The 24925-nt window shown below is 35.9% G+C and carries 29 protein-coding genes; 9 read left to right on the top strand and 20 right to left on the bottom strand.

Going from position 1 to position 24925, the window contains the following annotated elements; all coding sequences use genetic code 11:
• Nucleotides 1-55: 55 nt before the first annotated feature.
• The 13 genes from ACYQ3P_RS04750 to ACYQ3P_RS04690 all read right to left on the bottom strand — a co-directional run bounded on the left by ACYQ3P_RS04750 (nucleotide 56) and on the right by ACYQ3P_RS04690 (nucleotide 12218).
• Nucleotides 56-760: a sigma-70 family RNA polymerase sigma factor gene (locus ACYQ3P_RS04750; protein ID WP_460176795.1), complete on the bottom strand. Its 705-nt coding sequence runs from the start codon at nucleotides 758-760 to the stop codon at nucleotides 56-58.
• A gap of 8 nt (nucleotides 761-768) precedes the next feature.
• Entirely contained in the window at nucleotides 769-1590 is an 822-nt protein-coding gene (locus ACYQ3P_RS04745; RefSeq protein ID WP_460176794.1) for a MinD/ParA family protein, read from the bottom strand.
• The gene (locus ACYQ3P_RS04740; protein WP_460176793.1) at nucleotides 1580-2599 is read right to left on the bottom strand and encodes a flagellar biosynthesis protein FlhF; all 1020 of its coding nucleotides are present in this window, start codon (nucleotides 2597-2599) and stop codon (nucleotides 1580-1582) included. Before ACYQ3P_RS04740 ends, ACYQ3P_RS04745 begins: the two co-directional genes overlap by 11 nt.
• Nucleotides 2600-2609: 10 nt before the next feature.
• Nucleotides 2610-4661: a flagellar biosynthesis protein FlhA gene (gene flhA / locus ACYQ3P_RS04735; RefSeq protein WP_460176792.1), complete on the bottom strand. Its 2052-nt coding sequence runs from the start codon at nucleotides 4659-4661 to the stop codon at nucleotides 2610-2612.
• Nucleotides 4662-4680: 19 nt separating this feature from the next.
• On the bottom strand, nucleotides 4681-5748 hold the full coding sequence (flhB, locus tag ACYQ3P_RS04730) for a flagellar biosynthesis protein FlhB (RefSeq protein WP_460176791.1): 1068 nt from the start codon (nucleotides 5746-5748) through the stop codon (nucleotides 4681-4683).
• A gap of 3 nt (nucleotides 5749-5751) precedes the next feature.
• The gene (locus ACYQ3P_RS04725; RefSeq protein WP_460176790.1) at nucleotides 5752-6483 is read right to left on the bottom strand and encodes a flagellar biosynthetic protein FliR; all 732 of its coding nucleotides are present in this window, start codon (nucleotides 6481-6483) and stop codon (nucleotides 5752-5754) included.
• Nucleotides 6480-6749 carry a flagellar biosynthesis protein FliQ gene (fliQ, locus tag ACYQ3P_RS04720; protein WP_460176789.1) on the bottom strand — a complete coding sequence of 90 codons (270 nt, stop codon included), beginning with the start codon at nucleotides 6747-6749 and terminating at the stop codon, nucleotides 6480-6482. Before fliQ ends, ACYQ3P_RS04725 begins: the two co-directional genes overlap by 4 nt.
• Nucleotides 6746-7747 carry a flagellar type III secretion system pore protein FliP gene (fliP, locus tag ACYQ3P_RS04715; RefSeq protein WP_460176788.1) on the bottom strand — a complete coding sequence of 334 codons (1002 nt, stop codon included), beginning with the start codon at nucleotides 7745-7747 and terminating at the stop codon, nucleotides 6746-6748. Before fliP ends, fliQ begins: the two co-directional genes overlap by 4 nt.
• Nucleotides 7748-7755: 8 nt before the next feature.
• Nucleotides 7756-8184, bottom strand: coding sequence for a flagellar motor switch protein FliN (fliN, locus tag ACYQ3P_RS04710; RefSeq protein ID WP_460176787.1), 429 nt, complete (start codon nucleotides 8182-8184; stop codon nucleotides 7756-7758).
• A gap of 2 nt (nucleotides 8185-8186) precedes the next feature.
• Nucleotides 8187-9152: a flagellar motor switch protein FliM gene (fliM, locus tag ACYQ3P_RS04705; protein WP_460176786.1), complete on the bottom strand. Its 966-nt coding sequence runs from the start codon at nucleotides 9150-9152 to the stop codon at nucleotides 8187-8189.
• A gap of 3 nt (nucleotides 9153-9155) precedes the next feature.
• Nucleotides 9156-9638, bottom strand: coding sequence for a flagellar basal body-associated FliL family protein (locus tag ACYQ3P_RS04700; RefSeq protein ID WP_460176785.1), 483 nt, complete (start codon nucleotides 9636-9638; stop codon nucleotides 9156-9158).
• A 421-nt stretch (nucleotides 9639-10059) separates the two neighbouring features.
• On the bottom strand, nucleotides 10060-11700 hold the full coding sequence (mutL, locus tag ACYQ3P_RS04695) for a DNA mismatch repair endonuclease MutL (RefSeq protein ID WP_460176784.1): 1641 nt from the start codon (nucleotides 11698-11700) through the stop codon (nucleotides 10060-10062).
• A complete protein-coding gene (locus tag ACYQ3P_RS04690; protein ID WP_460176783.1) occupies nucleotides 11700-12218 on the bottom strand; it encodes a Slp family lipoprotein in 519 nt (172 codons plus the stop codon). Before ACYQ3P_RS04690 ends, mutL begins: the two co-directional genes overlap by 1 nt.
• Before the next feature lie 283 nt (nucleotides 12219-12501).
• On the opposite strand from ACYQ3P_RS04690, the gene ACYQ3P_RS04685 reads away from it, so the two are divergent.
• From ACYQ3P_RS04685 to ACYQ3P_RS04670, 4 genes are read left to right on the top strand one after another with little or no spacing between them, the layout of a single operon-like run.
• A complete protein-coding gene (locus tag ACYQ3P_RS04685) occupies nucleotides 12502-13578 on the top strand; it encodes a 3-methyl-2-oxobutanoate dehydrogenase subunit VorB (protein ID WP_460176782.1) in 1077 nt (358 codons plus the stop codon).
• Between the two features lie 3 nt (nucleotides 13579-13581).
• Complete coding sequence (locus ACYQ3P_RS04680) at nucleotides 13582-14607, top strand: mechanosensitive ion channel family protein (RefSeq protein ID WP_460176781.1); 1026 nt, start codon at nucleotides 13582-13584, stop codon at nucleotides 14605-14607.
• A 49-nt stretch (nucleotides 14608-14656) separates the two neighbouring features.
• On the top strand, nucleotides 14657-15223 hold the full coding sequence (locus ACYQ3P_RS04675; RefSeq protein ID WP_460176780.1) for a hypothetical protein: 567 nt from the start codon (nucleotides 14657-14659) through the stop codon (nucleotides 15221-15223).
• Nucleotides 15195-15863 carry an HAD family hydrolase gene (locus ACYQ3P_RS04670; protein WP_460176779.1) on the top strand — a complete coding sequence of 223 codons (669 nt, stop codon included), beginning with the start codon at nucleotides 15195-15197 and terminating at the stop codon, nucleotides 15861-15863. The genes ACYQ3P_RS04675 and ACYQ3P_RS04670 overlap by 29 nt, the downstream gene beginning before the upstream one ends.
• A 12-nt stretch (nucleotides 15864-15875) precedes the next feature.
• On the opposite strand, the gene ACYQ3P_RS04665 is transcribed toward ACYQ3P_RS04670, so the two are convergent.
• The 6 genes from ACYQ3P_RS04665 to rpmB are packed head-to-tail and all read right to left on the bottom strand — an operon-like array spanning nucleotide 15876 to nucleotide 17844.
• A complete protein-coding gene (locus ACYQ3P_RS04665; protein WP_460176778.1) occupies nucleotides 15876-16247 on the bottom strand; it encodes a DVU0772 family protein in 372 nt (123 codons plus the stop codon).
• 18 nt (nucleotides 16248-16265) lie between these two features.
• Nucleotides 16266-16592, bottom strand: a complete 327-nt coding sequence (locus ACYQ3P_RS04660) for a ferredoxin-thioredoxin reductase catalytic domain-containing protein (protein WP_460176777.1) — start codon at nucleotides 16590-16592, stop codon at nucleotides 16266-16268.
• 1 nt (nucleotide 16593) lies between these two features.
• A complete protein-coding gene (locus ACYQ3P_RS04655; protein WP_460176776.1) occupies nucleotides 16594-16842 on the bottom strand; it encodes a glutaredoxin family protein in 249 nt (82 codons plus the stop codon).
• On the bottom strand, nucleotides 16835-17185 hold the full coding sequence (locus tag ACYQ3P_RS04650; RefSeq protein WP_460176775.1) for a hypothetical protein: 351 nt from the start codon (nucleotides 17183-17185) through the stop codon (nucleotides 16835-16837). The genes ACYQ3P_RS04655 and ACYQ3P_RS04650 overlap by 8 nt, the downstream gene beginning before the upstream one ends.
• 11 nt (nucleotides 17186-17196) lie before the next feature.
• Nucleotides 17197-17637, bottom strand: coding sequence for a DciA family protein (locus tag ACYQ3P_RS04645; RefSeq protein ID WP_460176774.1), 441 nt, complete (start codon nucleotides 17635-17637; stop codon nucleotides 17197-17199).
• Between the two features lie 18 nt (nucleotides 17638-17655).
• Nucleotides 17656-17844 (bottom strand): 50S ribosomal protein L28, encoded by a 189-nt coding sequence (gene rpmB / locus ACYQ3P_RS04640; protein ID WP_460176773.1) that lies wholly within the window; start codon nucleotides 17842-17844, stop codon nucleotides 17656-17658.
• Between the two features lie 83 nt (nucleotides 17845-17927).
• On the opposite strand from rpmB, the gene infB reads away from it, so the two are divergent.
• Genes infB through ACYQ3P_RS04620 form a run of 4 tightly spaced genes read left to right on the top strand, consistent with a single transcriptional unit; the run spans nucleotide 17928 to nucleotide 22334 of the window.
• Nucleotides 17928-20258: a translation initiation factor IF-2 gene (gene infB / locus ACYQ3P_RS04635; RefSeq protein WP_460176772.1), complete on the top strand. Its 2331-nt coding sequence runs from the start codon at nucleotides 17928-17930 to the stop codon at nucleotides 20256-20258.
• A gap of 2 nt (nucleotides 20259-20260) precedes the next feature.
• The gene (gene rbfA / locus ACYQ3P_RS04630; RefSeq protein ID WP_460176771.1) at nucleotides 20261-20617 is read left to right on the top strand and encodes a 30S ribosome-binding factor RbfA; all 357 of its coding nucleotides are present in this window, start codon (nucleotides 20261-20263) and stop codon (nucleotides 20615-20617) included.
• Nucleotides 20614-21585, top strand: a complete 972-nt coding sequence (locus ACYQ3P_RS04625; protein WP_460176770.1) for a DHH family phosphoesterase — start codon at nucleotides 20614-20616, stop codon at nucleotides 21583-21585. Before rbfA ends, ACYQ3P_RS04625 begins: the two co-directional genes overlap by 4 nt.
• Nucleotides 21570-22334 carry a ParA family protein gene (locus tag ACYQ3P_RS04620; RefSeq protein ID WP_460176769.1) on the top strand — a complete coding sequence of 255 codons (765 nt, stop codon included), beginning with the start codon at nucleotides 21570-21572 and terminating at the stop codon, nucleotides 22332-22334. Before ACYQ3P_RS04625 ends, ACYQ3P_RS04620 begins: the two co-directional genes overlap by 16 nt.
• On the opposite strand, the gene uvrC is transcribed toward ACYQ3P_RS04620, so the two are convergent.
• Nucleotides 22318-24126, bottom strand: a complete 1809-nt coding sequence (gene uvrC / locus ACYQ3P_RS04615) for an excinuclease ABC subunit UvrC (RefSeq protein WP_460176768.1) — start codon at nucleotides 24124-24126, stop codon at nucleotides 22318-22320. The two genes, ACYQ3P_RS04620 and uvrC, sit on opposite strands and share 17 nt — an antisense overlap.
• A 48-nt stretch (nucleotides 24127-24174) precedes the next feature.
• On the opposite strand from uvrC, the gene ACYQ3P_RS04610 reads away from it, so the two are divergent.
• Complete coding sequence (locus tag ACYQ3P_RS04610; RefSeq protein ID WP_460176767.1) at nucleotides 24175-24777, top strand: TetR/AcrR family transcriptional regulator; 603 nt, start codon at nucleotides 24175-24177, stop codon at nucleotides 24775-24777.
• Nucleotides 24778-24925 lie beyond the last annotated feature (148 nt).

Genomic DNA, 24925 nt, shown 5'->3' with positions numbered 1-24925 from the left:
AAATTATTTAATTGCCAAAAATTTTTCTATATTATATCAAAAATTTTTATTTTTTTTAACTTTTGTCAAGGAGATTTTTTAATTTAACCAAAATTTTTCCATGAAGTTGACTTACCCTTGAGACAGAAACTCCCAAGATTTGGGCAATTTCTTTCATATTCAGCTCTTCAAAATAATAAAGGGATATCAATAGTTTTTCCTGCTGAGGTAGTTGTTCTATTGCCTTTGCGAGTCTGTCTTTGAGTTCTTTAAAAGTTATTTCATCAAATACATTTGTCTGTTCTGAGATTACATTGAGAAGATTTAATTTATCGCCATTTTCGCCTTCTATGTTTTCATCCAAGCTTATTATGTCAGAAGCCCTGATGCTTTGATAAACATTTTGCAGTTCTTCAGATGTAATGTTAAGATGTGATGCAATCTCTTCATCAGTTGGCTCATCTCCTTTATTTTTTAGCTCTGTGTAAGCTTTTTTAACATCCTCTATCTTTTTGCGGAACTCTTTTGAGAATACATCGCAGGAGCGAATTTCATCAAGAATAGCTCCTCTGATTCTGTAATCTATGAAAGATGCAAGGGGCACATTCAAAGAAGGGTTGTATCTGTTTAGTCCTTCCAGTAATCCCTTTATGCCAGCTGAGATTAAATCTTGAACTTCTAACAAATTCTGAACACAATAATGGTATCTTAAAGCATAATGCTTTATTTTCGGCAAAAACTGTTGAATGATTGCCTCTTTTTCCTGTTCCGTATAATTCATTCCATATTTTAACGATTAAATGCTTTTTTTAGAAAGAACTGCATTCCTCCTTTAAATAAATTAACCTCTTTGCCAAGAAGTCTCCTTGCTATATCAGTAAGTTTTTTTGAAAAATCGGATGTAGGATAGAGATTTACATATGGTTTTTGAGTTACAATTGCGTCTTTTACTTTTTCATCATAGGGTAAATAACCCATGTAATCAAGGGATATTCCCAAAAATCTCTCTGCTACCATAGATAGCTTTTTAAAAGTAGCAGTTGCTTCCACATTCTTCCTAACATTATTAACAACTATACGGAAATTCTGTTCTCCGTGCTCTTTATAGAGAACTTTAATTAGAGCATAAGCATCAGCAATGGAAGTTGGCTCTGGAGTGACAATCACAATATTGTCATGGGCAGCTGAACAGAAAAATGTTACATTATCAGATATTCCAGCTCCAGTATCAATGAGGAATATATCGTAATCTGAGTCAAGGCTATCAAGTTCTTCAACGATTTTCATCTTGCTTTCAAAGGAAAGTTGGGTCAGTTCTCTAATCCCAGAACTTGCAGGTATAATATCAATTCCTTCCTTTGTCTGCACAATAATATCCTTTATTGACTTTTCTCCGGCAATCAGATGTTTTATGTTATATTTTGGAGCTATACCAAACATTATATCAATATTACTTAAACCAATGTCAGCGTCCATAAGAAGCACTCTTTTTTGAAGAGTTCTAAAGACAATTGCTATGTTTGTTACAAAATTTGTTTTTCCTACGCCTCCCTTTCCACTGGATACAGATATTATTCTTGGGATATTACTCTTCATACCATTAGTTTTCACATACACCTCCAACTACAAGATTTTTTATTGAACTCGGAGGTATTACTTTAGCATTTTCATCCAGATATGCGCCCAAAGACAGAAAGCTGACTGGTTTTCCTGAGAGAACTGCTACATTGTATAAATTTCCATAATTGGATGTTAAATCAATTTTGGAAAATCCTATGCAATCCACAGCTGTGTTGTCCATTGTTTTAAGTATTCTAAAGTTTGCCTGTTTTGACATTGTAGCATCAATAACAAGACATTTCCTAAGAGGTGTGTCTTTTAGTAAATGCTTAAGTTCTGTTGCATAATTTATGTTGCCATCACCGGGTGTGTCAATTAGTATCTTGTGCTTTTCAATTTCTTTGTGAATTATTTTGTATAATTCCTTAGGCTCTCTTACTATTGTTGCCTTGCATTTTAAAATTGATGCCATTTCTTTTACGCTCGCAACCGAGCTGATTCTTTCATCAAGGGAAACAATCATTATTTTTTCATTATTTGCTCTTAGAAGTCTTCCCAATTTAAATACAGTTGTAGTCTTACCAACACCGGGCAGTCCATAGAAAATAAAGCCCCTTTCTTCGTTGAAAGGTTTTGGAGGAGTTTTTATTTCCCTCTGGATAACATCTCTTAATTCATCCATATCTTTTGCTTTCTCTAAAAGCATAAGAGCAAGATGAGGCTCAATGTTATTTTTTATGAGCAGGTTATAAAAGCTAACCTTCGAATTATCATTGAGAGTTGGAAAAAGTTTCGTTACGCTTTCTCTAAGCATGGCTATCTCAAATTTTAATCGCTCAACTTCTTTGTGCAAAGCAGAATCGCCATTCGCTATATTCAGCTTATTTATAGAAGGAGTATCTTCTTCATCTACCGCAGCTGTAACTTCAATAAAGGTCTCACCTGACAAGGGATCCTTTTTTGAATTATTTGAAAGTATTACTGCATCAGGACCTAATTCTTGTTTTACAGTTTCTAAGATTTCTTTAAAGCTTTTTCCATGAAATTTTCTTATCCTCATTTATCCCTCCCTAATCGGGTTTTACAGTAGCAAGCATAAGTATTTTTACTCCAGAAGCTATTTCCTGAGGCGAAATAACAGGTAATGAAGGTGCTACCCTTTCTAAAGTTCTTCTTACAAATCTCCTTATTGCCTGAGAACAAATTAATACAGGCTGATAGCCCTTTATTGTCGCCTCATCTGCAATATTTTTTATTTTTTCAATTAACTTTTCCATCAATACAGGATCAGGAGCAAAATTTATGCCTTGTGGAGTGGTATGTAAAGACTCAATAAGAGTCTTCTCAACTGCTGGGTCAAAAAGTATTGCTGTAATTGTACCGTCAGGATTTTGGACACTCTTTGTTATCTGTCTTGACAGTGCCTGTCTTACATATTCTGTGAGTAAATCCGGGTCCTTTGTAACTGACGCATACTCTGACAATGTTTCAAGAATTGTCTGCAAATCTTTTATAGAAATCCTTTCTCTTAGAAGATTCTGCAAAACCTTCTGAACCTGCGAAAGGGTTAATTGATTTGGAATTAAATCATCAACAACACGGGGATGGGTTTTTGCTAAATTATCAAGCAGTCTTTGGGTTTCCTGTTTTCCAAGAAGTTCGTAACCATAATTTTTTATGATTTCCCTCAGATGTGTCACAATAACTGATGGAGCATCAACAACAGTAAAGCCAAGCATCTGAGCCTTTGACACGTCTTTTTCCTCTATCCAAAGGGCATCAACCTGAAAAGCAGGGTCTTTGGTAGGAATTCCGTCAAGTCCTTGATTAAGCTTTGCGCCAATTGCGAGGAATCTTCCCGGATATATCTCACCTGTTGCTATCTCAACTCCTTTGATAAGTATGCTATACTGAGATGGCTTTAACATAAGGTTGTCTTTTATGTGAATAGATGGCACGATATAGCCCATATCAATAGCTATCTGCTTTCTTAAAGAACGAATTCTGTCAACCAGTGAGCTTTCACCTTCAACGAGGGGAATAAGATTGTAGCCGATTTCCAGAGAAATAGGATCAACTCTGAGAAGACTCTCAAGTTGCTCCTGCAGACTTAAAGGTTTTTGCTCTTCTTCAGCTGGGGCAACCTCCTTTTCCTCTTTTTTCTCCTTAGTAATCATAAGATAGGCAATTGCACCTGAGACTATGGCAATAAGAATAAATGGCAGATGTGGAAGCCCTGGTATTAAGCCAAGTAAAAATAAAACGCCAGCTGCGGTTGCGAGAGTTTTTGGGCTTTTAAAAAGTTGATGAAGAATATCTTGTCCAAGATTTGACTCTGTAGCAGCCCTTGATACAACAATACCTGCTGCAGTAGATGTTATAAGAGCTGGAATCTGGGCTGCAAGTCCATCACCAATTGTAAGAATAACATAGGTCTGCACAGCATCTGAAATTGACATCCCCTTTTGCAAAGCTCCAATTAGAATTCCGCCGATGATGTTTATGATCATGATTATTATAGCTGCAATGGCATCTCCTCTTATGAATTTGCTTGCACCGTCCATTGCTCCGTAAAAATCTGCCTCTCTGCTAATCTCTTCTCTTCTTCTTCGTGCTTCTTTGTCATCAATAAGTCCAGCGTTTAAATCAGCATCAATGCTCATTTGTTTCCCTGGCATTGCATCAAGGACAAAACGGGCTGATACTTCAGCAATTCTTCCAGCTCCCTTTGTGATGACTATGAAGTTGATTATGACGAGAATCAAGAATATTATTAATCCTACAATAAAGTTTCCACTGACAACAAATTCTCCGAAGGCTTTTATAACCTTTCCCGCAGCCTCTGTTCCGAGCTCACCCCTTGTAAGAATTAAACGAGTTGAAGCGATGTTTAAAGATAGCCTCATAAGGGTTGCGATGAGTAACATAGACGGAAATACTGAAAAATCAAGTGGTCTTCTTACATAGGATGCCACAAGTATTATAAGGATTGACAACGTTATGCTCATTGTTAATGAAAGATCAAGTAAAAAAGGAGGTATTGGCACTATCATAAAGAGTAAGATTAGAATAATGCCTATTGCTACTATAACATCACTCTTTATATATGCTAAAAAGTTCATATTCCTTTTCTACCTCTAATCATGCACCAGCCACCATTTTACCCTTAAGCTTATAGACATGTGCTAAGATCTCTGCAACAGCCTTGTAAAGGACTTGTGGAATTTCACCACCTATGGGAATTTTATAAAGAGCCCTTGCAATTGGTTTGTTTTCATATATTGGGACTCCAGCTGCCCTTGCAATCTCTTTAATTCTTTCAGCAAGTAAATTTGCACCTTTAGCAACAACCTGTGGTGCATTCATTTTTTCAGAGTCATACTTTATACAAACAGCTATGTGTAAAGGGTTTGTTATAACAACATCTGCCTTCGGAACTTCCTGCATCATCCTTTTTCTTGCCATTTCTCTCTGAAGACTTCTAATTCTTGCTCTAACCATTGGAGAACCCTCTGTTTCCTTGAATTCTTCTTTTACTTCCTGCTTTGTCATTCTTAAATTTCTCTCATACTGCCATCTTTGATAAGCAAAATCCATACCTGCAAAAACAGTAAGCATGATTAAACAGGCAAGAACAAGGATGTGTATAAATTCAAATGACTGACCTGCAATTGCCTTTACATTCATATCAATAAGAAGCGGTAAGATAACGCTATACTTTTTAATAATTAGATAGATGATGAATCCTAAAGCTGTCAATTTTAAAACACCTTTTAAGGTTTCAAAAACAGCGTTTAGAGAAAACATTCTCTTTATGCCTTTTATTGGGTCTATGCGGGAAAGATTTGGGACAAGGGGAGCTCCTGTAAATAGAAAACCCGTTTGAATGAAATGGACAATTAAAACACTAAAAACTGTGAGTGCAGCTATAGGGAGAAACTTTATTAAAAACCAGATAGCTTCTTCTTTTAAAATTGATAAAATTGCACCTGATGCAAAATAAGGGCTTTTAATTCTCAGAAAGGCTTCTTTCATGTGATTCATAATTGATAAAAGAAAGCTGCCTGAGAAGGCAAAATAAAGAAAAATCATCCATGTTCCAGTAATACTCGTAAGTTCTCTGCTTCGGGGAACTTCACCTTTCTGTCTTGCCTTTTCCCGCCTTCGCGGGGTAGCTTGTTCAGTTCGTTCCTGTAGTTCTTCTGGCATGGATTACCTCAGCAAAGCAAACAAAGCATCTTTTAATTTCAATAAAAGTTTAGCAAGCACCATTGTAAAAATTGGAGTGCTGAGCCAAAGCACAGCAATGCCTGTTGCAAGAAGTAGGGGGAATCCAACAAAAAATACATTTGCTTGCGGCATTATTCTGGATAAAAATCCAAGTCCGATATTCATAAGGACCTGTACAAGCAAAACAGGTGCCGCAAGTTTCAGCGCAAAGGGAAACATTATATATGAAAACTCAATTATATTGCCAGCAAATGAGGATTTGAATGGGAATTCAAAGCTTTTAACCATTAACTCAATCAGGCTTAAATGAAGGTCAAGGGAAAAGAAAAGGGCAATTGTAAACATTTCGTAAAAAATAGTCAGAGGTCCCATAATTTCCTCAAACTGAGGATTAAAAACATTGGCAACTAAAAAACCTATCTGAAAGCTCATCCACTGAGAAGCCATCTCTACTGCTGAAATAACAATTCTTACCATCAAACCAACAGCAATTCCGAAAAGTAAAGCATCAAAAAGAGACAGCAAAAAATTCTCCTCTCTTTTTGGCACATAATCAAGTATAGCAAGGGAGACAGCTAATGCAAAGAAAAATCTGAATGTTAAAGGCACTGTTTTGCTCCCTAAATAGGGAAGGAAGAAAAGAATTATTGATACCCTGATAAATACTGGAATAAAACTGTAAAAATTTGTTGTCAAAGCCTCAAGATAATTCATTTCACATACATAGGAAGATTTTCAAAAATCCCTCTTGTAAACTTTGTCATAATATTGACAATCCAAGGAAGGGTAAGCAGAAGTGTTAAAAACACTGCAAACACCTTAGGCACAAAGCTTATAGTCATTTCTTGCAATTGTGTAATTGCTTGAAAAAGTCCAATTAAGAGTCCTACAAGGAGACTTACTAAAAGAACAGGTCCTCCAACAAGTAAAATTGTCTCAAATGTTTGCTTGGAAATATAATTTAAAAGCTCTACTGTCATTTAAAACCTCCTGCAAGAGAACCTATAATAAGTTCCCATCCATCTACAAGAACAAACAGTAACAATTTAAAAGGCATTGAAATCATAACTGGTGGAACCATAAACATTCCCATTGAAAGCAAAATGCTTGCCACAACAATGTCTATTACCAAAAAAGGCAAGAAAATCAAAAATCCTATCTCAAATGCCCTTTTAAGTTCTCCTAATGCAAATGCTGGTACAACAATTTTCATTGGAAGGTCCATTGGAGTAGCTGGTTTTACTTCAGTTTTTGAAAGTTTTAGGAAAAGGGCAAGGTCCTTTTCCCTTGTCTGTTTAAGCATAAATTCTTTGAAAGGAACTGATGCTCGGCTTATAGCCTCTTCCATTGTTATCTCCTTTTTTGACAGAGGAATATAGGCTTCATTGTAAACCCTGTCAACTGTTGGAGACATTATAAAAAGTGTAAGAAAAAGAGCTAGTCCAATAATTACCTGATTAGGTGGAACAGTTGGAGTTCCAAGTGCCTGCCTTAGAAGGGAAAGAACAATAACAATTCTTGTAAAGGATGTCATCATTATAAGGACTGCTGGAAGAAAACTAAGCAGAGTGATAAATACAAGAAGGTCAACCGCTGAGGAAAAACCAAAAAGTCCTCCTCCTGCCTGAGGTGCTGCATAGGAAAAGGAGGGAAACAGCAAAAATAAACTGAAAAGACTGCCTTTAAATATCTTTTGCAGTTTAGATTTTTTCTCCTCAGGCTCTTTCTCAAAAATAGTCTCTATTTTTTCTGCATCAAGCTTTGTGATTAGATTAATTCCATTTTCCGTAATTCCAAGCAAATAATACTCGTCAAAGGCTTTTACAACTCCAATTCCCTTTTTGTATCCTATGGGCTGATAATAAAGCATACGAATGAATCCACTTCCAGCGGTTATTTTACCTTTCATCATTCTTAGAACGAAATATAGCACTGCTATCACAATCAAAAGGGAAATTATGACTTTCAAATACTCCATTTTTTCACCTATCCAAGCTGTTTTACTCTTTCTTGAGGGCTGATGATATCAGTTATTCTTATTCCAAACTTTTCGTTTACAACAACAACCTCACCTCTTCCAATCAGTTTTCCGTTAACATAGACTTCCATTGGCTCTCCAGCAAGTTTGTCAAGGGCAACAACTGAACCTTGAGTTAACTGAAGAAGCTCCTGCACAAGAATTTTCGTCCTACCTATTACAACAACGACTTCAAGGGGAATGTCCAGTATGAACTCTATATCTCTCATAGTTTTCTTTTCCTGTGTTGGAACAAATTCGTTTATGCTTGGAGAACTTATTTCTTGCTGAGCTTTCATTGCTCTTTCCATCTCAAGAGCCTTTCCCATATCAAGCTCTTCTTCAAGCTCTTGTTGAAGCTCTTCTTGGGATGTCTGCTCAACCTTCTCCTCTTCCATTTTTACACCTCCCCTGTTATTTTGATTGCATAATTTCCTTTAAATGTGCCTAATACACCCTTAAATTTAGGCACTCCCTCCACAAGAACTTCTAAATCTTCATCAATTCTTTTTGAAAGCGTCAAAACATCACCCTTTTTAAGATTGATAAGGACTTGAAAATCTATTTTTGCCTTTCCAAGCACAGCCTCAATCTCAACAGGAGCATGTTTTATGTTTTCTTTAAGCCTATTTATCCATTTCATGTCCATCTCATCCCTGTCTGCAAGAAATGCGCTGTAAAGCTTGTCTTTAATTGGCTCCACAGAGGAATAAGGAATGCATACCAAAATTTTACACTCCCTTGTTTCAATTTCAAGCGTGAACTCAGTTTCAATAACAACATCAACAGGAGTCACTATTGTTACAAACTGAGGGTTCATCTCACTTCTTATATAATGGGGCTTAATCGGAAAAATTGGTTTCCACGCATCCTCCATTGCATCTAAAAACATTATCACCACTTTGTGAATAATTCTCTGTTCAATTGGTGTGAATTCTCTTCCCTCAGGCTTATAATAGCCTTTTCCTGAGCCACCAAAATAAAATTCAATGAGCGTAAAAATCATTGGTGCATCAAATGCTACAAGGCTAAATCCTCTTAGGGGCTCAAGTTTTATAATATTTAGGTTTGAGGGAAAGGGAACAGAACGCAAAAAGTCATAGAATTTAGTTATATTTACGTTAACATTGACTACATCAACGATTTTTCTGATGTCAGATGCAAGGCTGACCCTAAAACTTCTCGCAAGTCTTTCATTGATGATATCAAGGGAAGGCATCTTCCCTCTGACAATTTTTTCTTGAGAAGTAAAATCATAAACTCTTATGCCAGACGGAGCTTCTGCGGTTTCAGTTTCAACTTCTCCGCCTTCAATGCCTTTTAATAGGGCGTCTATTTCATCCTGTGAAAGAATTTCGTCTGCCATGGCTTATTGCATCACAAAATCTGTTAAATAAACGTTTAAAACGCTATTTTCACCAAGAACCTGATTAGCTCTCATTTTGATCTCGTCCTTTACTATGAGCTTTCCTTCAGGAGTTATGAGTTCTTCGGATGACTTGCTTGATAAAATTGTTATGATCGCATCTCTTATCTGAGGAGTTTTTGCCTTTGCTGTTTCCATTAACTTGGGATTTGAAAGTTCAATTTGAATGCTTACCTTCAAATATTTTTGATCCATCAGATTAACAACAAAGGGTTCAAGGGCAAAGTTTACACCCTGTGCTTCCTTTGATTCTTTAGTGGCATGAGCTTTGTCTTTTTCTCCTCCTTTGTTTAAAAGGAAAAAGTATGCACCCGCACCCCCTGCTAAAAGAACCACCACTGCAATGATAATAATCAGCAGTTTTCCTTTTTTCTTTTTCTCTGGAGCTGGTGCCTGCTCTTGTTCTTCATTTTTTTCCTTTGCCATAACCTCCTCCTTAAAAGCTTTTTTCTAAATTTAAAACAAAAAGCAGATTTCATGCCAGAAATTATTTCACAACCATATTAAGGGTTTTTAATAGACCTCCTGTTAATCAGTTATTGCGAGCCTCACCGAAGGTGTGTGGCAATCTTGTCATCATAGTGCCATAGAGCGACAGTGCTACAGAGCGACAGAGTTTATTTTAAGAAAAGATTGCTTCGGCATCCAAACGGATGCCTCGCAATGACTGATAAAAGCGTCAATGCGAAGACTTCCCCTTTTCAGTCATTGCGAGGATGCCCCCACCTCGTCATTGCGACTCCGAGCGAAGCGAGGAGGAAGCAATCTCGCCTTTTTTCACATACACATACACTTGCACTAATAATTGACTGTTAATAATTTGACACTTTTGTTTATTTGTCTGACACTATCTCATGAACCATCTTTTGATTTCACGAAATGGAACAAATCTTTTTAATGGCCTTCCGTGTGGACAATGGTCAGGGTCTTGAGTATTACCGAGTTCGATGAGTAATTTTTTTATTTCAAAGGAATTAATAGGATTGTTTGCCCTTAATGAGCTGTGACAGGCAATTGTAGCAGCAATTTTTCCTTTAATATCTGCAAAGTTTGGTTTTATAATCTCTTCTTTAATTTCCGAAGCTATGCTTTCTATAATGCTTACAATATCCGCATTTTTTAGAAATTGTGGGATTCCTCTTACAATAACAGAGTTGTTGCCAAAATCTTCAGCTTCTATCCCAAGTTCTCTTAATATGGAGAGATTATCCTTAATAATAGCGTAATCTTTTGGATTTAAATTTATAATTTCAGGGAAGACAAGTCTGTAAATGTTATCAGACATTCCTTTTAGAAGTTTTTCAAAGTTAATTCTTTCATGGGCTGCATGATAGTCAAGAAAAAGAATTCCGTCTTCCTGCTTGATTGCAATAATCGCATCCCCAAGATTTAAAAACTGAACAGGCTCCTCCTTTGTTAAAAAGAATTCGCCTTTAAAAAGAGGCGATTGTTCAAAATTACTGCTATTTGTGCTTTTATCCCAAATCCTCTCGCTCTCTGCAACAAAAGATGGCTCTGTTTTCTCGCTTAAAGCAGATATTTTAAAAATTAATTCGCTTATCAAGTTTGGCTCTCTAAATCTTATCTCCTTTTTTGCTGGATGCACATTGAAATCAACCTTTTCAGGAGGAAGATAAATAAAGATTGCAAACTGAGGGTGCATATCCCTGACTTGAAAAGCTTTATATAGGCTGGATGTAACAATAGAATCTTTGACAGGTCTTTTATTGACAAAAATCAGCTGTCTCATTCTGCTTCTTCGTTGAAGTTGTTCCTTTCCCCAGAAGAGTTCTATTTTATAACCTGCCTTTGATATGCTCCTGAATTCACTATTTTCTATGAAATCATGACCAAGTATCTGTGAAATCCTTTCTTGTAGAGAAGCTGCTTTTGGAATGTTTAATATCTCTTGTCCGTCAATGTTCAAATAAAGAGCTATTTGAGGAAAAGCAATTGCATAATTCTGAACAGTTTCAATAATATGGGCTTTCTCTGTTGCAGGAGCTTTCAGGAATTTCTTTCTAACGGGCGTATTAAAAAATAAATCATTTATCTGTATGCTTGTGCCCTTTGTTACCGCTGGTTTTTTTTCAACTATTTCACCGGCAATTAAATAAAGCTCTGTGCCAAGAGGCTCATCTCTGTGTTGAGTAGTTATTCTTGTTTTGCTTATCTGGGCTATTGAATATAGAGCTTCACCCCTGAAACCAAGAGTTTGAATTCTGAAAAGGTCTGATTCTTTCTCTATTTTGCTTGTTGCATGTCTTTGAAAGGACAGTTCAACATCTTCTGATGAAATTCCTTCTCCATCATCAATAACTTTTATCTCAGCAATGCCATACTCTTTTACATAAACAGAGATAGAGTGCGAATCTGCATCTATTGAGTTTTCAATAAGCTCTTTGATAACTGAGGCAGGTCTTTCAACAACCTCACCTGCAGCAATTTTACCTATCAGTGCTTCTGGTAATATTTTAATTTTCTTCATTACCACCAAGGTCCGTATTCAAACCACCATCTTGGAGAGCCATACCAAAACCAAATTGATGGGCGAATGTAGGGATAGTAGTATCTTTTTTTCCACAAATAAATCGCCTTTGCCTCTAAAAAGGGAAAACTATAGGGCATTTCATCAATTTTGCCTTCCAAAAATCCTTTAAACTGACCAACAGCAGTAAGATATCTTCCCTTTGAGTATATGGCACAGTCAAGGAAATTTTTTGATTTTACAACAAATCTGCCCTCTGAGACATCTTTTTCCTGAGGATATCCTTCGTTGTCAAGGGGCAGATACAGGATTTCAATATAAGTGCCATCCTGAGCATTTGAGCAGTTTGTTATTCTTCCTCCCCAAAGAAGCACTACATCTGTGTATCTGGAAGGGTTATTTTTTATTTGTGCGAGGGATATGTGTTTCTCAGCTGGAATATCACGAAGGGGTTTTGGTAGGGTTGCGCAACCAGCAAGCAGAAAAAGTATAACAATCCCTAAAACAAATCGCCTCATACCTTTATTATATCAATGTTATGTTAAAATAAAAAGTTACCTGGATTGAGTGATTTTTTATATAAAAAATTTAGCGTGTCATTGCGAGGCATCCTCCTCTTCGTCATTGCGAAGCATCCGATAGGATGCCGAAGCAATCGTAGAGACTGCTTCGCCTCCTTTGGAGGCTCGCAGTGACGATGTGGGGCATAAAAAAGCGAGATTGCTTTCTTATCGCTTTGCTTGAAGTCGCAGTGACATTTGAGGATCGCCTAATTTAGGAATTAATAAACGGAGGTTGCAGATGAATAAAGTTTTAATGAAAGGTAATGAAGCAGTAGCAGAATCAGCCATTAAAGCAGGTTTACAATTTTATGCGGGATACCCCATAACACCTCAGAATGAAATTCCAGAAATATTATCAAAGCGTCTTCCAGAGGCCGGAGGAGTATTTATTCAGGCAGAAAGCGAAATTGCTGCAATAAATATGATTTACGGAGCATCAGCTTGTGGTGCAAGGGTTATGACATCGTCAAGTTCTCCGGGAATAAGCTTAAAGCAAGAGGCAATTTCATACATGGCAGCTGCTGAGCTTCCTGCTGTGATAGTAAATATGATGCGTGGTGGACCGGGTCTTGGTAACATATCAGGAAGTCAGGCGGATTATTTTCAAGCTGTAAAGGGTGGTGGACATGGCGATTATCGCCTATTAATATATGCTCCATTCAGCGTTCAAGAGTTGTGGGACTACACAATTCTTGCCTTTGAGAAGGCAGATGAGTGGAGAAATCCTGTAATGATTCTCGGTGACGGTGTAATTGCTCAGATGATGGAACCTGTTGTTCCTCATATACCTTTAATTAAAAAATTTGATAAGTCCTCATGGGCTTTAACAGGCGCTAAGGGAAGACCTTCAAGATTTATAAGAACTCTGCTTATGGGCGAAGGAGAACTTGAAAAGCATAATTGGAAATTACAGAGAAAATATCAGCAATGGAAAGAGAAGGAAGTAAGATACGAGACATATCTTATTGATGACGCAGAGGTTGTTGTTGTTGCATTTGGCTCAGCAGCAAGAATTTCTCTTTCAGCAATAAGAAAGTTTAGACAAAGAGGAGTAAAAATTGGACTTTTCCGTCCAATAACCCTATTTCCTTTTCCTGAAGACCCCATCAGGCAGATTGCAAGAGAAGTTGAAAAATTAATAGTTGTGGAATTCAATGCTGGGCAAATGGTTGAAGATGTAAGACTTGCGGTAAATGGCATCTCTGAAGTTTCTTTCTACGGAAGACCGGGTGGAAGCATTGTAACAGATGACGAAGTATATGAAGCTCTTTCTGAGCATTTAAAAACAGAGATGGTATTTGTTTCTGCTAAATAAAAAATGAATTTTGAAAATATGACTAAATTTATTTTGACTGTAGTTGTTGTTACAGGCATTTTATTTATATTTAGAGCTTTTTTATTCAAGTTTCTGCACAGATGGGCAAGCAAGACACAAACAGATATTGACAATATTATAATTAACACCATCAAAACCCCATTTGTATTATTGTGTGTTGGAATAGGTCTTCATGTTGCTGTAGAAACTTCAGAAATTCCTACGAAATACAGCTTTTATCTGATTAAGATAATCCACACACTGTTAGTCTTATTTTTCACAATAGCAGTTGCTAATGTTTCTACTCAGCTTTTCACAAAATATATAGAGAAAAAAGAAATATCAATTCAATCAACGAGTTTGTTAAATGTTATTATTAAAATCGCAATCTATCTCATTGGCTTCATTATAATTTTAAGCATTTTTGGAGTCTCCATAGCTCCATTAATTACTGCTCTTGGAATTGGAGGCTTAGCAATAGGTCTTGCTCTTAAAGATACGCTTGAGAATCTTTTTGCTGGAATTCATATAATGACAGAAAAAACAGTCAGGGTAGGAGATTTTGTCCAAATTGATAAGGGGCAGGAAGGATTTGTTGAGGACATATCTTGGAGGACTACGAGAATAAGAACTCGCCAAAATAATATGATAGTAATACCAAACAGTAAACTTGCGCAGAGCATTGTAGTAAATTATCACTTGCCTGAAAAAAGGATGGCTCTTCAAATACCAATAAGTGTTAGCTATTCTTCAGATCCGGAAAAGGTTGAAAAAATTCTTATTGAAGAGACCAAAAAAGCTTTGAATGAAATTCCCGGACTCCTTCCTGAACCAGAACCCTTTGTAAGATTAATTCCGGGATTTGGTGAAAGCTCTCTTGATTTCACGCTTATATGTCAGATTAGCGAGGTCAGTGATCAATTTATAGTTCAACATGAGTTGCGCAAGAGAATTTTTAAAAGATTTATTGAAGAAGGTATAGAGATTCCTTTCCCTCAAAGAGTTGTTTGGTTAAAGAGGGAAAACTGAGTGAGTATAATGGTATAATGTTTTATTAACAAAGAGTTAGGAGGAAAGCATGATAAGATTTGAAGAATTACAAATGAGACTGGTTGACTCTGCTAAAAATTACCTTAATGTATTTGATTTGGCAACCCTTGTAGAACAATATTCCCTAAATAAAGAAAGCAAAATCAGCATGTCATTACCAGAACTCAGACAACCATATCCTCTTTCTGCAACGATTTCGTTTTCCTATGATGTAGAACAATCAAGCATATCATCTTGGTCAGATCCTGAGCTTGACGAAGAACTTGACTATGCTGTTGACATTGAGATTTCAATAAATTTGCCATTTGTTCAGTCTTATAACGAAATAGCGGATATTTTTGATGAAATAGTAAGTAAATATGAGGAGCTTGACCCGCTTTTAATCAAAAAAGAGTTTTACGGAAGGAACGAAATTGCAGGAGAGGAATATGAAATCATGTATTCTATAACAATTGACAACGAAGACATAAATAATCCTGGATTTTTTGAAGAGATGTTCTTTGATTTAGGAAATATTTTAAAATTAATTTATGACAGGTCAAAATTTTATATTGATATGACATGGTATGGGGAAAGGGAAGATGAGAGTTTTTAAAGACATAAAATTTGTGCTTTTAGACATGGATGGCACAATCTTAGATAAATACTATGATGACTACTTCTGGGAAGTTTATGTGCCAATGAAATATGCAGAAAAAGAAGGATTAAGCTTTGAAGAGGCACAGAAAATTCTTTTTTCAATGTACAAAGCAGAAGAGGGAACATTAAACTGGACTGACATTGATTTCTGGAGCATGAAAACTGGACTGGATATTTTTAAATTAAAAAAAGAAGTTTCTCATCTTATCAATCCTCACCCAGACACTGAGGACTTTTTAAAATTCATCAGCTCCAATGGTAAAAAGGTCTATCTTGTCACCAATGCTCACAACAAGGTTATGGAGCTAAAGTTACAAAAAACTGGATTACGGAAGTATTTCCACTCTACATTTACTTCCTTTGATATAGGTTGTCCAAAGGAGAAAACGGATTTCTGGATAAAGCTCTCTGAATTAATTCATTTTGAGCCAGAAAATTCAATGTTTATAGACGACACCGAAGAAATTCTTCACACAGCCAAAAATTCTGGAGTTAAACTTCCAATCCTTCGGGCAGTATCAAGTTCAAAGGCTAAACCAAAAAAATCCGAAAAATTCCTTACAATCTATAACTTTTATGAGCTTTTAAAAAGCTAAATCAAAGCCTTATTATATCAAGCCTAATTCTTTCTTGAGCCAGTTCTTGATTTTGTCGTTAATGGGGCAGATGTTATATTTTATGAGATGTTTGTTTTCATTTACAGCTTCTTTTAGCATCTCTTCTGGTATTTCTTCTATCTTAGCAATTGTCTCACTGAAATAATTAGCTTTCTGCATCATTAAAAATAGTTCTGGCTTTTTACCTGAGGTTTCAATATAAAAAACATATCCTTTAACAGGCTCCTTACATACAATATTTGAACCTTCCTGTACAAGTATTGGCTCCATTAACCTTGTGGGATCAAAATCCCAAAGAATATTCTGAATGTAGTAAGGCTCTTTTTTAATATCTTCAAAGCTTAAAAGCTCTTCCCAAATCATAATATCACCTCCCTCATTTTATTTATCTGCTTTTTTCCTTCTTTCTGGCACAACTTTGTATGGTATTTTACCTTCATTAAACTCTTTTGATACATAAAGCCCGCAATAACATCTTCCGTATTCTTTTATATCTTCCTCACTGTAAATGCAAGGGCAGATAATATCTTTGTCCCTTTCCTTGTCTCCTGATGCAAGTCTGCATGGACAGGAACGATATCCAAATCTTTGCTCATTTTTTAGAAGTCCTTCAATTAGTTCCATTACAAAATCTTTGTCTTTATTAAGCTCTAATCCTTTAGAAATGGCAAATTTATTAAGAATTTCGTAAAGCCTTTCTTTATCCATTTTATATTTCCAAAAGCTTTTTCAAAGCCTCCTCATCATATCCTACAACTGCCTTTTCAACTACAACAGTAGGAAATGTTTCTTCTGGATTAATCTTTTTAAGCTCTTTAAGTGCTACCCATTGTTCACCGCCCTCAAGGAGGTCAACCTCTATTAATTCATAGTCAACATTGTTAGAGTTAAGTAAATTTTTAACCTTTTTACATACAGGACAAGTGCTTAATGAATATAATTTAACTTTTCTAAGCATTGCCAGCTCTCTTATTTTTATTGAAAGTGTTATTAAGTGTCATTTCAATGTCTTCCAACATTTCAAAATTTGCCTCTCTTACCCTTTCAATTGGAAGTCCGAGCATTTTGGCAAGTTCCTCAAAGGGAATCTTTGAAACATAACAAAGTTCAGCTATAAGAATTTTAAGGGCATCGTCCTCTATAAAAGCTTTTAATTCAGGCTCGGATACTTCTACCTTGTCAATGGCTTCCTGAAAACTCATGCCGTTTTTAATGTTCAGTAGAATTTCCTGCATAGCTTTCTCATAAATTTTGCTCTCTTCATCTGAATATTCCCTGTAGATAAAATCAAAATCGTTCATTTTTTTCTCCTTTATTTGTCAGAATTTACATAAATCAAATATTTTGTCAGAACATTTTTCATCATCAATTTTATTTCTTCTTCTCTCACATCTTTTAAAACATCATTAATCCAGCATTTTTGTTCTTCTGATAATTCCCGCAACTTATTTTCAAATTTCCTATTTTTCCGTTGTTTATAAATTCTGCCAAATTTAAAAACAACATCCTTAATCCCATATTTAAGTAACTTGCTTAAAAAGTCATCCTTTAGGAGTATCAGCTCATTAAGCCAAGCATTTGAATCTACTATTACGATTAAAGTGTTTTCCTTTATTTCTTTTGGAAAAGTATGTTTTGCAATGGGAGCATTAAAAATGCTATCCCATTGCTTTCTCAACATTTTCAATACTACCGCATCCTCAAAACCTATGTTATTAAAAATCGGTGATAGTATAGAGGATAATTTTTCCATTACCGAGTGAACTTTAAATTAAACTGCCTTTTGAACATAACCAGAACGAAGACATCTTGTGCAAACATGAACTCTTTTTGGACCCTTTTCTGTGATGATTTTCATCCTTTGCAGATTTGGGTAAAAATATCTTTTTGTTTTGTTGTTTGCATGACTTACGTTTTGTCCTACGACCTTTTTCTTACCACATACATAACAAGTTGCCATCTCAAATCCTCCTTCAATTTGCATAGACTTATTTATTTATGATAACATTTTATTGAGTTGTTGACAAGGAGGGCGAAAAGTTTATGTCAGATACTGCTGTAAAAAGTATTGAATTAGCAAAGGAAATCGGAGTTAAACCTTCAGAGATTGTTAAATATGTTGAAGAATTACGAAATGTTCAATTCAAGAAAGGCACTACCAACATTAGGATAGAGCCTAATGAGATAGAAAAGATTAAAAGGCATTTTAAAGGAGAAAAAAAAGAGGCTGTTAAAGAAGAGAAGATTGAAGAAAAGAAGGAAGAAAAAATAATTGAGAAAAAAGAGGAACAGATAAAACCAAAGGAAGAGATTGTTCCTGAGACAAAACCTACAAGCTTTGAAGATAAAGAACAACAGAAGATTTCAGAGAAGCCTAAAATATCACCAAAACAAATTATAGAAGAGGAAGTTAAGGAAGAAGATGATTTTGCCCTTCCAGGAAGATTTAGAAGAGAGATATCCTTTGAAAAAATTGAGAAAATAAAACCAAAGCCAGTATCTGCAAAGATTCCTCCTAAAAAAGTAGAGCCTAAAAAATGGCTTGATATAAAAGAACAAAAGAAAAGCAAAGATAAAAATAAAAAAGAAGAAGCAGTTCCTCCGCCTATAACAGCTCCAAGAAAAAAATCCTTAAAACTTGAAGAAGGAACAACAGTAAAAGAGTTTGCTGAGTTGATTGGTCAGAAGGTTTCAGATGTGATCAAAAAATTCATGGAACTTGGATACATGCCAACCATTAACCAACCTGTTGATTTAGATGCTGCACAGATTGTTGCAGAAAGCTTTGGAGTAAAAATTGAGCTTTCTCAAGCTCAGGAAATTGATGTCATAGAAGAAATTGAGGATCCACCTGAGTCATTAAAGCCAAGACCACCGATTGTGACTGTTATGGGACATGTTGATCATGGAAAAACTTCTTTGCTTGATGCTATAAGAAAAACAAAGGTAACTGAGCAGGAAGCGGGTGGCATCACCCAGCATATCGGTGCATACAAGGTAACTCTGCAGGGGAAAGACATAACCTTTCTTGACACTCCGGGTCATGAAGCATTTACAGCTTTAAGAGCAAGAGGAGCTAAGGTAACAGACATTGTCGTTCTTGTTGTAGCTGCTGATGACGGAGTAATGCCTCAGACAATTGAAGCAATTAACCATGCAAAGGCTGCAAATGTTCCTATAATTGTTGCTGTTAACAAAATAGACAAACCTGAAGCAAATCCCCAGAGAGTAAGAACTCAGCTAAGTGACTACGGAATTATTCCTGAAGAATGGGGAGGACAGAATATATTCGTTGATATCTCTGCAAAAAAAGGCATTGGTATAGAAAATCTACTTGAAATGATACTTCTTCAAGCAGAGATTATGGAGCTAAAGGCAAATCCAAACAGACCTGCAGTAGGTACAATTATTGAGTCAAGGCTTGACAAAGGACGTGGACCTGTTGCCACATTGATTGTACAGAACGGAACGCTAAGGATTGGAGAAGCTTTTGTTGCAGGAACAACTTATGGCAAAGTAAGGGCATTGATTGATGATACTGGAAAAAGAGTAAACGAAGCTCCGCCTTCAACTCCTGTTGAAGTTATCGGATTTGAAGAAGTTCCACAGGCAGGAGATGTTTTCAATGTTGTTGAAGACGAGAAAGTAGCCCGCCAAATAGCAAATTTAAGGGTTCAGAAAAAGAGACTCGCAGAAATGCAAAGGGCGCAGAAGATAACACTTCAGGATATATATGAGAAAATCAAAGAGGGAGAAGTAAAGGACCTCAATCTAATTATCAAAGGAGATGTGCAGGGCTCAGTTGAGGCTTTAAAGAAGGCAGTTGAGGATATTACCCATCCTGAAGTTAAGGTCAAGGTTATTCACGCTGCTGTTGGTGGAATTACTGAAAGTGATGTTAACCTTGCAGCAACAGCGAATGCGATTATCATTGGCTTTAATGTAAGACCTCAGACAAAGGCTCAAGAGTTAGCTGAAAATCTTGGGGTTGAGATAAAACTCTACAGCATTATTTATGATGTAATTGAAGATGTGAAGAAGGCTCTTGCAGGAATGCTTCAGCCTGAGATAAAGGAAAAGATTCTTGGAAGGGCTGAAGTAAGAGCGGTATTTAAGATTTCAAAAGTTGGAACAGTTGCAGGATGCTATGTATTAAATGGCGTAATATCAAGGGCAAGTGATGGCATCAGAGTGATAAGAGACAATATTGTTGTCTATGAGGGCAAAATAAGCTCTTTAAAAAGATTTAAAGAGGATGTTAGAGAAGTTCAGGCAGGTTATGAGTGTGGCTTGACAATTGAAAATTTCAATGACATAAAAGAAGGCGATATTCTTGAAAATTATGCATTAGAAAAAATAACCAAAGAATTGTAAAAATGCGACCATACAAAAGGTCTCAGAGATTAAGCGAATTATTAAAGGAAGAAGTTGCGGATATTGTTTTACACAAGATTAAAGACCCAAGACTTGGCTTAATAACACTAACAGCAGTTGAACTTACTGATGATTTAAGGCATGCAAAAGTTTTTTTCACAGTGCTAAAAGAAGAAGACAAAACTTTAACACTTCAGATTCTAAATGAGGCAAAGGGATTTGTGAGGGGTGAAATAGCAAAAAGGCTCAGAATAAAGATAATTCCCACATTTGAGTTTGTTTATGATGAATCCATAGACAGAGGATTCAGGATTGATAAACTTCTCAGAGAAATAAAAAAATCTTCGGAGGAAGCTTGAGCTTCCTTGAAATTGTTGAGACATTAAAAAAAGAGGACAATTTTTTAATACTTACGCACACAACTCCAGATGGAGACGCCTTTGGCTCAGCCATTGCTTTAAAACTTCTATTAAAAAGTCTGAACAAGAAAGCTGAAGTATATACAGAGCAGCCAATACCCTTGCAGTATAAATTTCTTCCACATATTGATAATCTTAAAGACCTCAAAAATCTTGCCCCCGAAGCTTTTAATGTTTTAGTTTTGGTTGATTGTAATAATCCATCCCGTGTAAACAATGATAAAAATCTTATTGCAAGTTTGAAAAATTTTTCTGGCAAAAGAGTCATCATTGACCATCACATTGAAGATAAAAAGAATGACTTTAATGCCTTAAAGTGGATAGAGCCTGAGGAATCTGCAACAGGTATTATGATTTATAAATTGATAAAGCACTTAAATATTGATATAAGCTCAGATATGGCAAAAGCCCTTTATACGGCAATTATTGTTGATACAGGCAATTTTCAATTTGACAACACTTCAGACAAGGTTCTTTCAATCGCAGCTGAACTTGTAAGAGCAGGTGCTAAACCTTCTTTTATTTATCAAAATTGCTTTGAGATGTGGCATAAGCAAAGATTTCAACTTTTTGTTAGAATGCTCAATAGGGTTGAAATAATCCCTCCTGTTGTCATAGGCTGTATTACAAAAAAAGATTTTGACGAGACAAAAACATCTGAACCTGATACTGAGAGATTTGTGGAATTTTTAAGAATTTTAAATGATATACAGATAGCAGCGCTTTTTAGAGAAATTGAAGAGGGATTTTTTAAAGTTAGTCTTCGTTCTAAGGGTGATATAGATGTGAGCTTAATATCAAGGGAGTTTGGAGGCGGTGGACATAAAAATGCCGCTGGATACAGAATTAGAGCAAATTATGAAGATGCCAGAAATGAACTTATTAAAAAAATATGGGAAAAATCGTAGCAATTGCGAGTCAAAAAGGTGGAGTAGGCAAAACAACAACAGCTATAAATCTTGCTGCCTGCCTTTCAGTTAAAGGGAAAAGGGTTCTTGTCATAGACTCAGATCCACAAGCAAGTCTTACCACAGGATTGGGAATCAGGAGAAATGGAGACAAAATTATAGGATTATACGAGCTTTATTCACAAAAGGCTGACTTTAAAGATGTAGTAATTCAATGTATTGACAATCTTTTTGTTATTCCCTCAAGAATTGACCTTTTTATGGCTGAAATTGAGATATTTGACTCTGACGAAAGAGAAAAAAAGCTTAAAGTCTTGCTTGAAAAAATCAAAAATGACTTTGACTACATTTTTATTGACTGTCCTCCTTCGTTTTCCTTTCTTACTCTTACTGCTTTATCTGCTGCTGATTCTGTTTTAATTCCTGTTCAGTGTGAACATTTTGCACTGGAGGCTTTGCGAATCTTTATAAAGTTACTCTGGAGAATCAAGGGGAACTTCAATGATTCTCTTGAACTTGAAGGAATTCTCCTTACAATGTTCAGTAGGCATCTTACGCTAAGCAGAAACATAGCAGAAGACATAAAAAAAGTTTTTCGCTCAAAAACATTTGAAACTCTTATACCGAGAAATATAGCCCTTGCAGAAAGTGTAATTAACGGAATTCCTGCTGTTTTTTACGCTCCCAATGCTTCTGGAACTCTTGCTTATATGGAACTGGCAGATGAATTTCTCAGCAAAAACTCTTAAACTCTTCCAAAAGCCTCTGTGCTAATTTCAGATTAAATCCGGGCAAAGAGGCTATTTCTTCTGCGGAAGCATTTTTTATCTTTTGAATACTTCCAAAGTGTCTAAGCAATGTTATTCTTCTTTTTTTGCCAATTCCTTTAATTTTCTCAAGGACTGATTCAAAGGTTGCTTTTTTTCTTAATTTCTTGTGATATGAAATTGCAAATCTGTGAGCCTCGTCCCTGATTTTTCTTAAAAGCAGACTTGAGGGCTTTTTATCATCCAAAAATATCTCTTTTCCATCTGCAAGAAAGAGCCTGTCGGGTTCTTTTGCAATGGCAAAGGTGTGTATATTTTCTCTTAGCTCTTCCATCACCTTTATTGCAATGTTAAGATGTCCTTTTCCGCCATCTATCAGGATTATGTCAGGCTTTGGAATTCCTTGCTCAGTGTCAAATTTTTTTACAACTCTCATAACAGTCTCTTGCATTGAAGAGTAATCATCAATTCCTTCTGTTTCCTTTATCTTTAAATGCCGATAATAGCTCTTATTAAAATCTCCATCTTCCCAGTAAACAAAACTACCAACAGAATGGACTCCAAAAAGCGTTGAAATATCAAATGCACCAATTTTTGATGGAGATTCATCAAGTTGTAGCCTTTCTCTCAGCTCTTCAAGAGTTTTTTCAATTCCCGATGACTTGGTTTTTAGATGAATCTTTGCATTTGTCAGAGCCATATCCATAATTCTTGATTCTTCTTCTGTCTGTGGTTTTCTAATTTCAACAGAATCTCCGCGAATACTTTCAAGCCATGCTGAAACATCATCTGCGTGCTCAGGAAGGTTTTGAAGAAGAATAGTTTTTGGTGGTATCAGCTCATCCTTTAAATATAGTGCTTCAATTATTGAACGAATGAGCTCATCTTCGCTTTCATAAAGAGCTTTTTTTATAAGATAGTTTTTTGAACCTACAAGAAAGCCATTTCTTACAAAAAGAACATTTACACTGATTGGAGAATAGGAAACTGTCCCTGACGGCTTCATTTCTTCACTATCCTTATAAATTCCTATTACGTCCAAATCATCAAGATTAACTGAGATAACCCTTTGTTGTTCAAATATTCTTTCCAGCCTTTTAATCTGGTCCCTTATTCTAGCAGCCTCTTCAAACTTTAATTGCTCGCTAAACTTTTTCATTTTTTCATATAGAGTCTTAACAAGCTCTGCTTTCTGTCCTTTGAGAAAAAGAATTACCTCTTCAACTCCCTTCATGTATTCATCTCTACTTATTAGTCCTGCACATGGCGCAGGACATCTTTTCATCTGATAATGAATACATGGTCTCATAGGCTTATTGAGATTGTATTTACATGTTCGTATAGGAAAGTTTCTTCTTATAAAAGAAAGGGCTTCCCACATGGATTGAGCAGGAACATATGGTCCAAAATACAGATTGCCATCTTTTTTAGGTCTTCTTACAACATCAATTTTGGGCCATTGCTCAGTTAGCGTTATTCTCAAGTAAGGGTAATTTTTATCATCCCTCAGGACAACATTAAAAGGAGGTCTGTATTGCTTTATTAAATTACATTCAAGAACCAGAGCCTCAAATTCACTATTTGTAACGATGTAGGAGAAATCTTTGATCTGAGTGAGCATTTTTAATTTTCTCTGGTCCAGTTCTCTCTCTTGGGTATAGCTTCTAAGGCGATTGCGAAGATTTTTGGCTTTACCCACATAAAGAACTCTTCCTTTTTTGTCTTTGAATATGTAAACTCCAGGAGATGTAGGTATATTTGATAAATCCAGCATATTAATATTCTACAAACTCTTTCTTGACTTTGTCTTTTTTTTTGAGGTATGTTAGTAATTACTGACATGAAAACAACTAAAGACAGAATTTTAGAATCTGCCCTTAAGCTTTTTTCCCAAAAGGGCTATCTTGGGACAACCACTAAAGAGATTGCCAAAGAGGCAAATGTTGCTGAGGTGACACTTTTTAGATATTTTACCTCTAAAGAAAATCTTTTTATTGAGGTGATAAAAAGCCAGTCCTTTCTTCCAACGCTTAAGGATTTAATTCCAAAACTTAAGGAGATGGATTATTATAAGGCTCTTGAGACAACTGCAAAATATTATGTGAAACTTCTCAAGAAAAAGCAGAACTTAATTCACATAATGCTATCAGAAATGTTTAAATATCCTGAGGAAATCAGAGAAATCCATAATAAAATTATTCAGGAAGTGCATCGAGTATTTGCTGAATATCTTGATTATTTAAAAACTTCTGGCAATGTAAAGAACGATATCAATTCAGTATATGCTTCATCAGCTTATTTTGGAATGCTTTTCAGCATTTTTTTAAAGAAAGAACTTTTTAAGAAAGCAGTAAATCTCAATGAGGCAATTCATACTTGCGTCAAAATATTTTATGAAGGCACAAAGAAGAGGGAGTTTGAATGAGTTTTAAATCAATAAGGAACGAGATTGCTTCGGGCACTTCATGCCCTCGCAATGACGAAGGAGAGGGGTCACTGCGAGCCTGCCGACAGGCATTTCTTCCGTCACTGCGAGCCTCCGAAGGAGGCGAATCAGTCTCAAAGGCGAGATT

The sequence above is a fragment of the Thermodesulfovibrio hydrogeniphilus genome (assembly GCF_054657355.1).
This window is presented reverse-complemented; position numbering and strand designations above follow the sequence as displayed.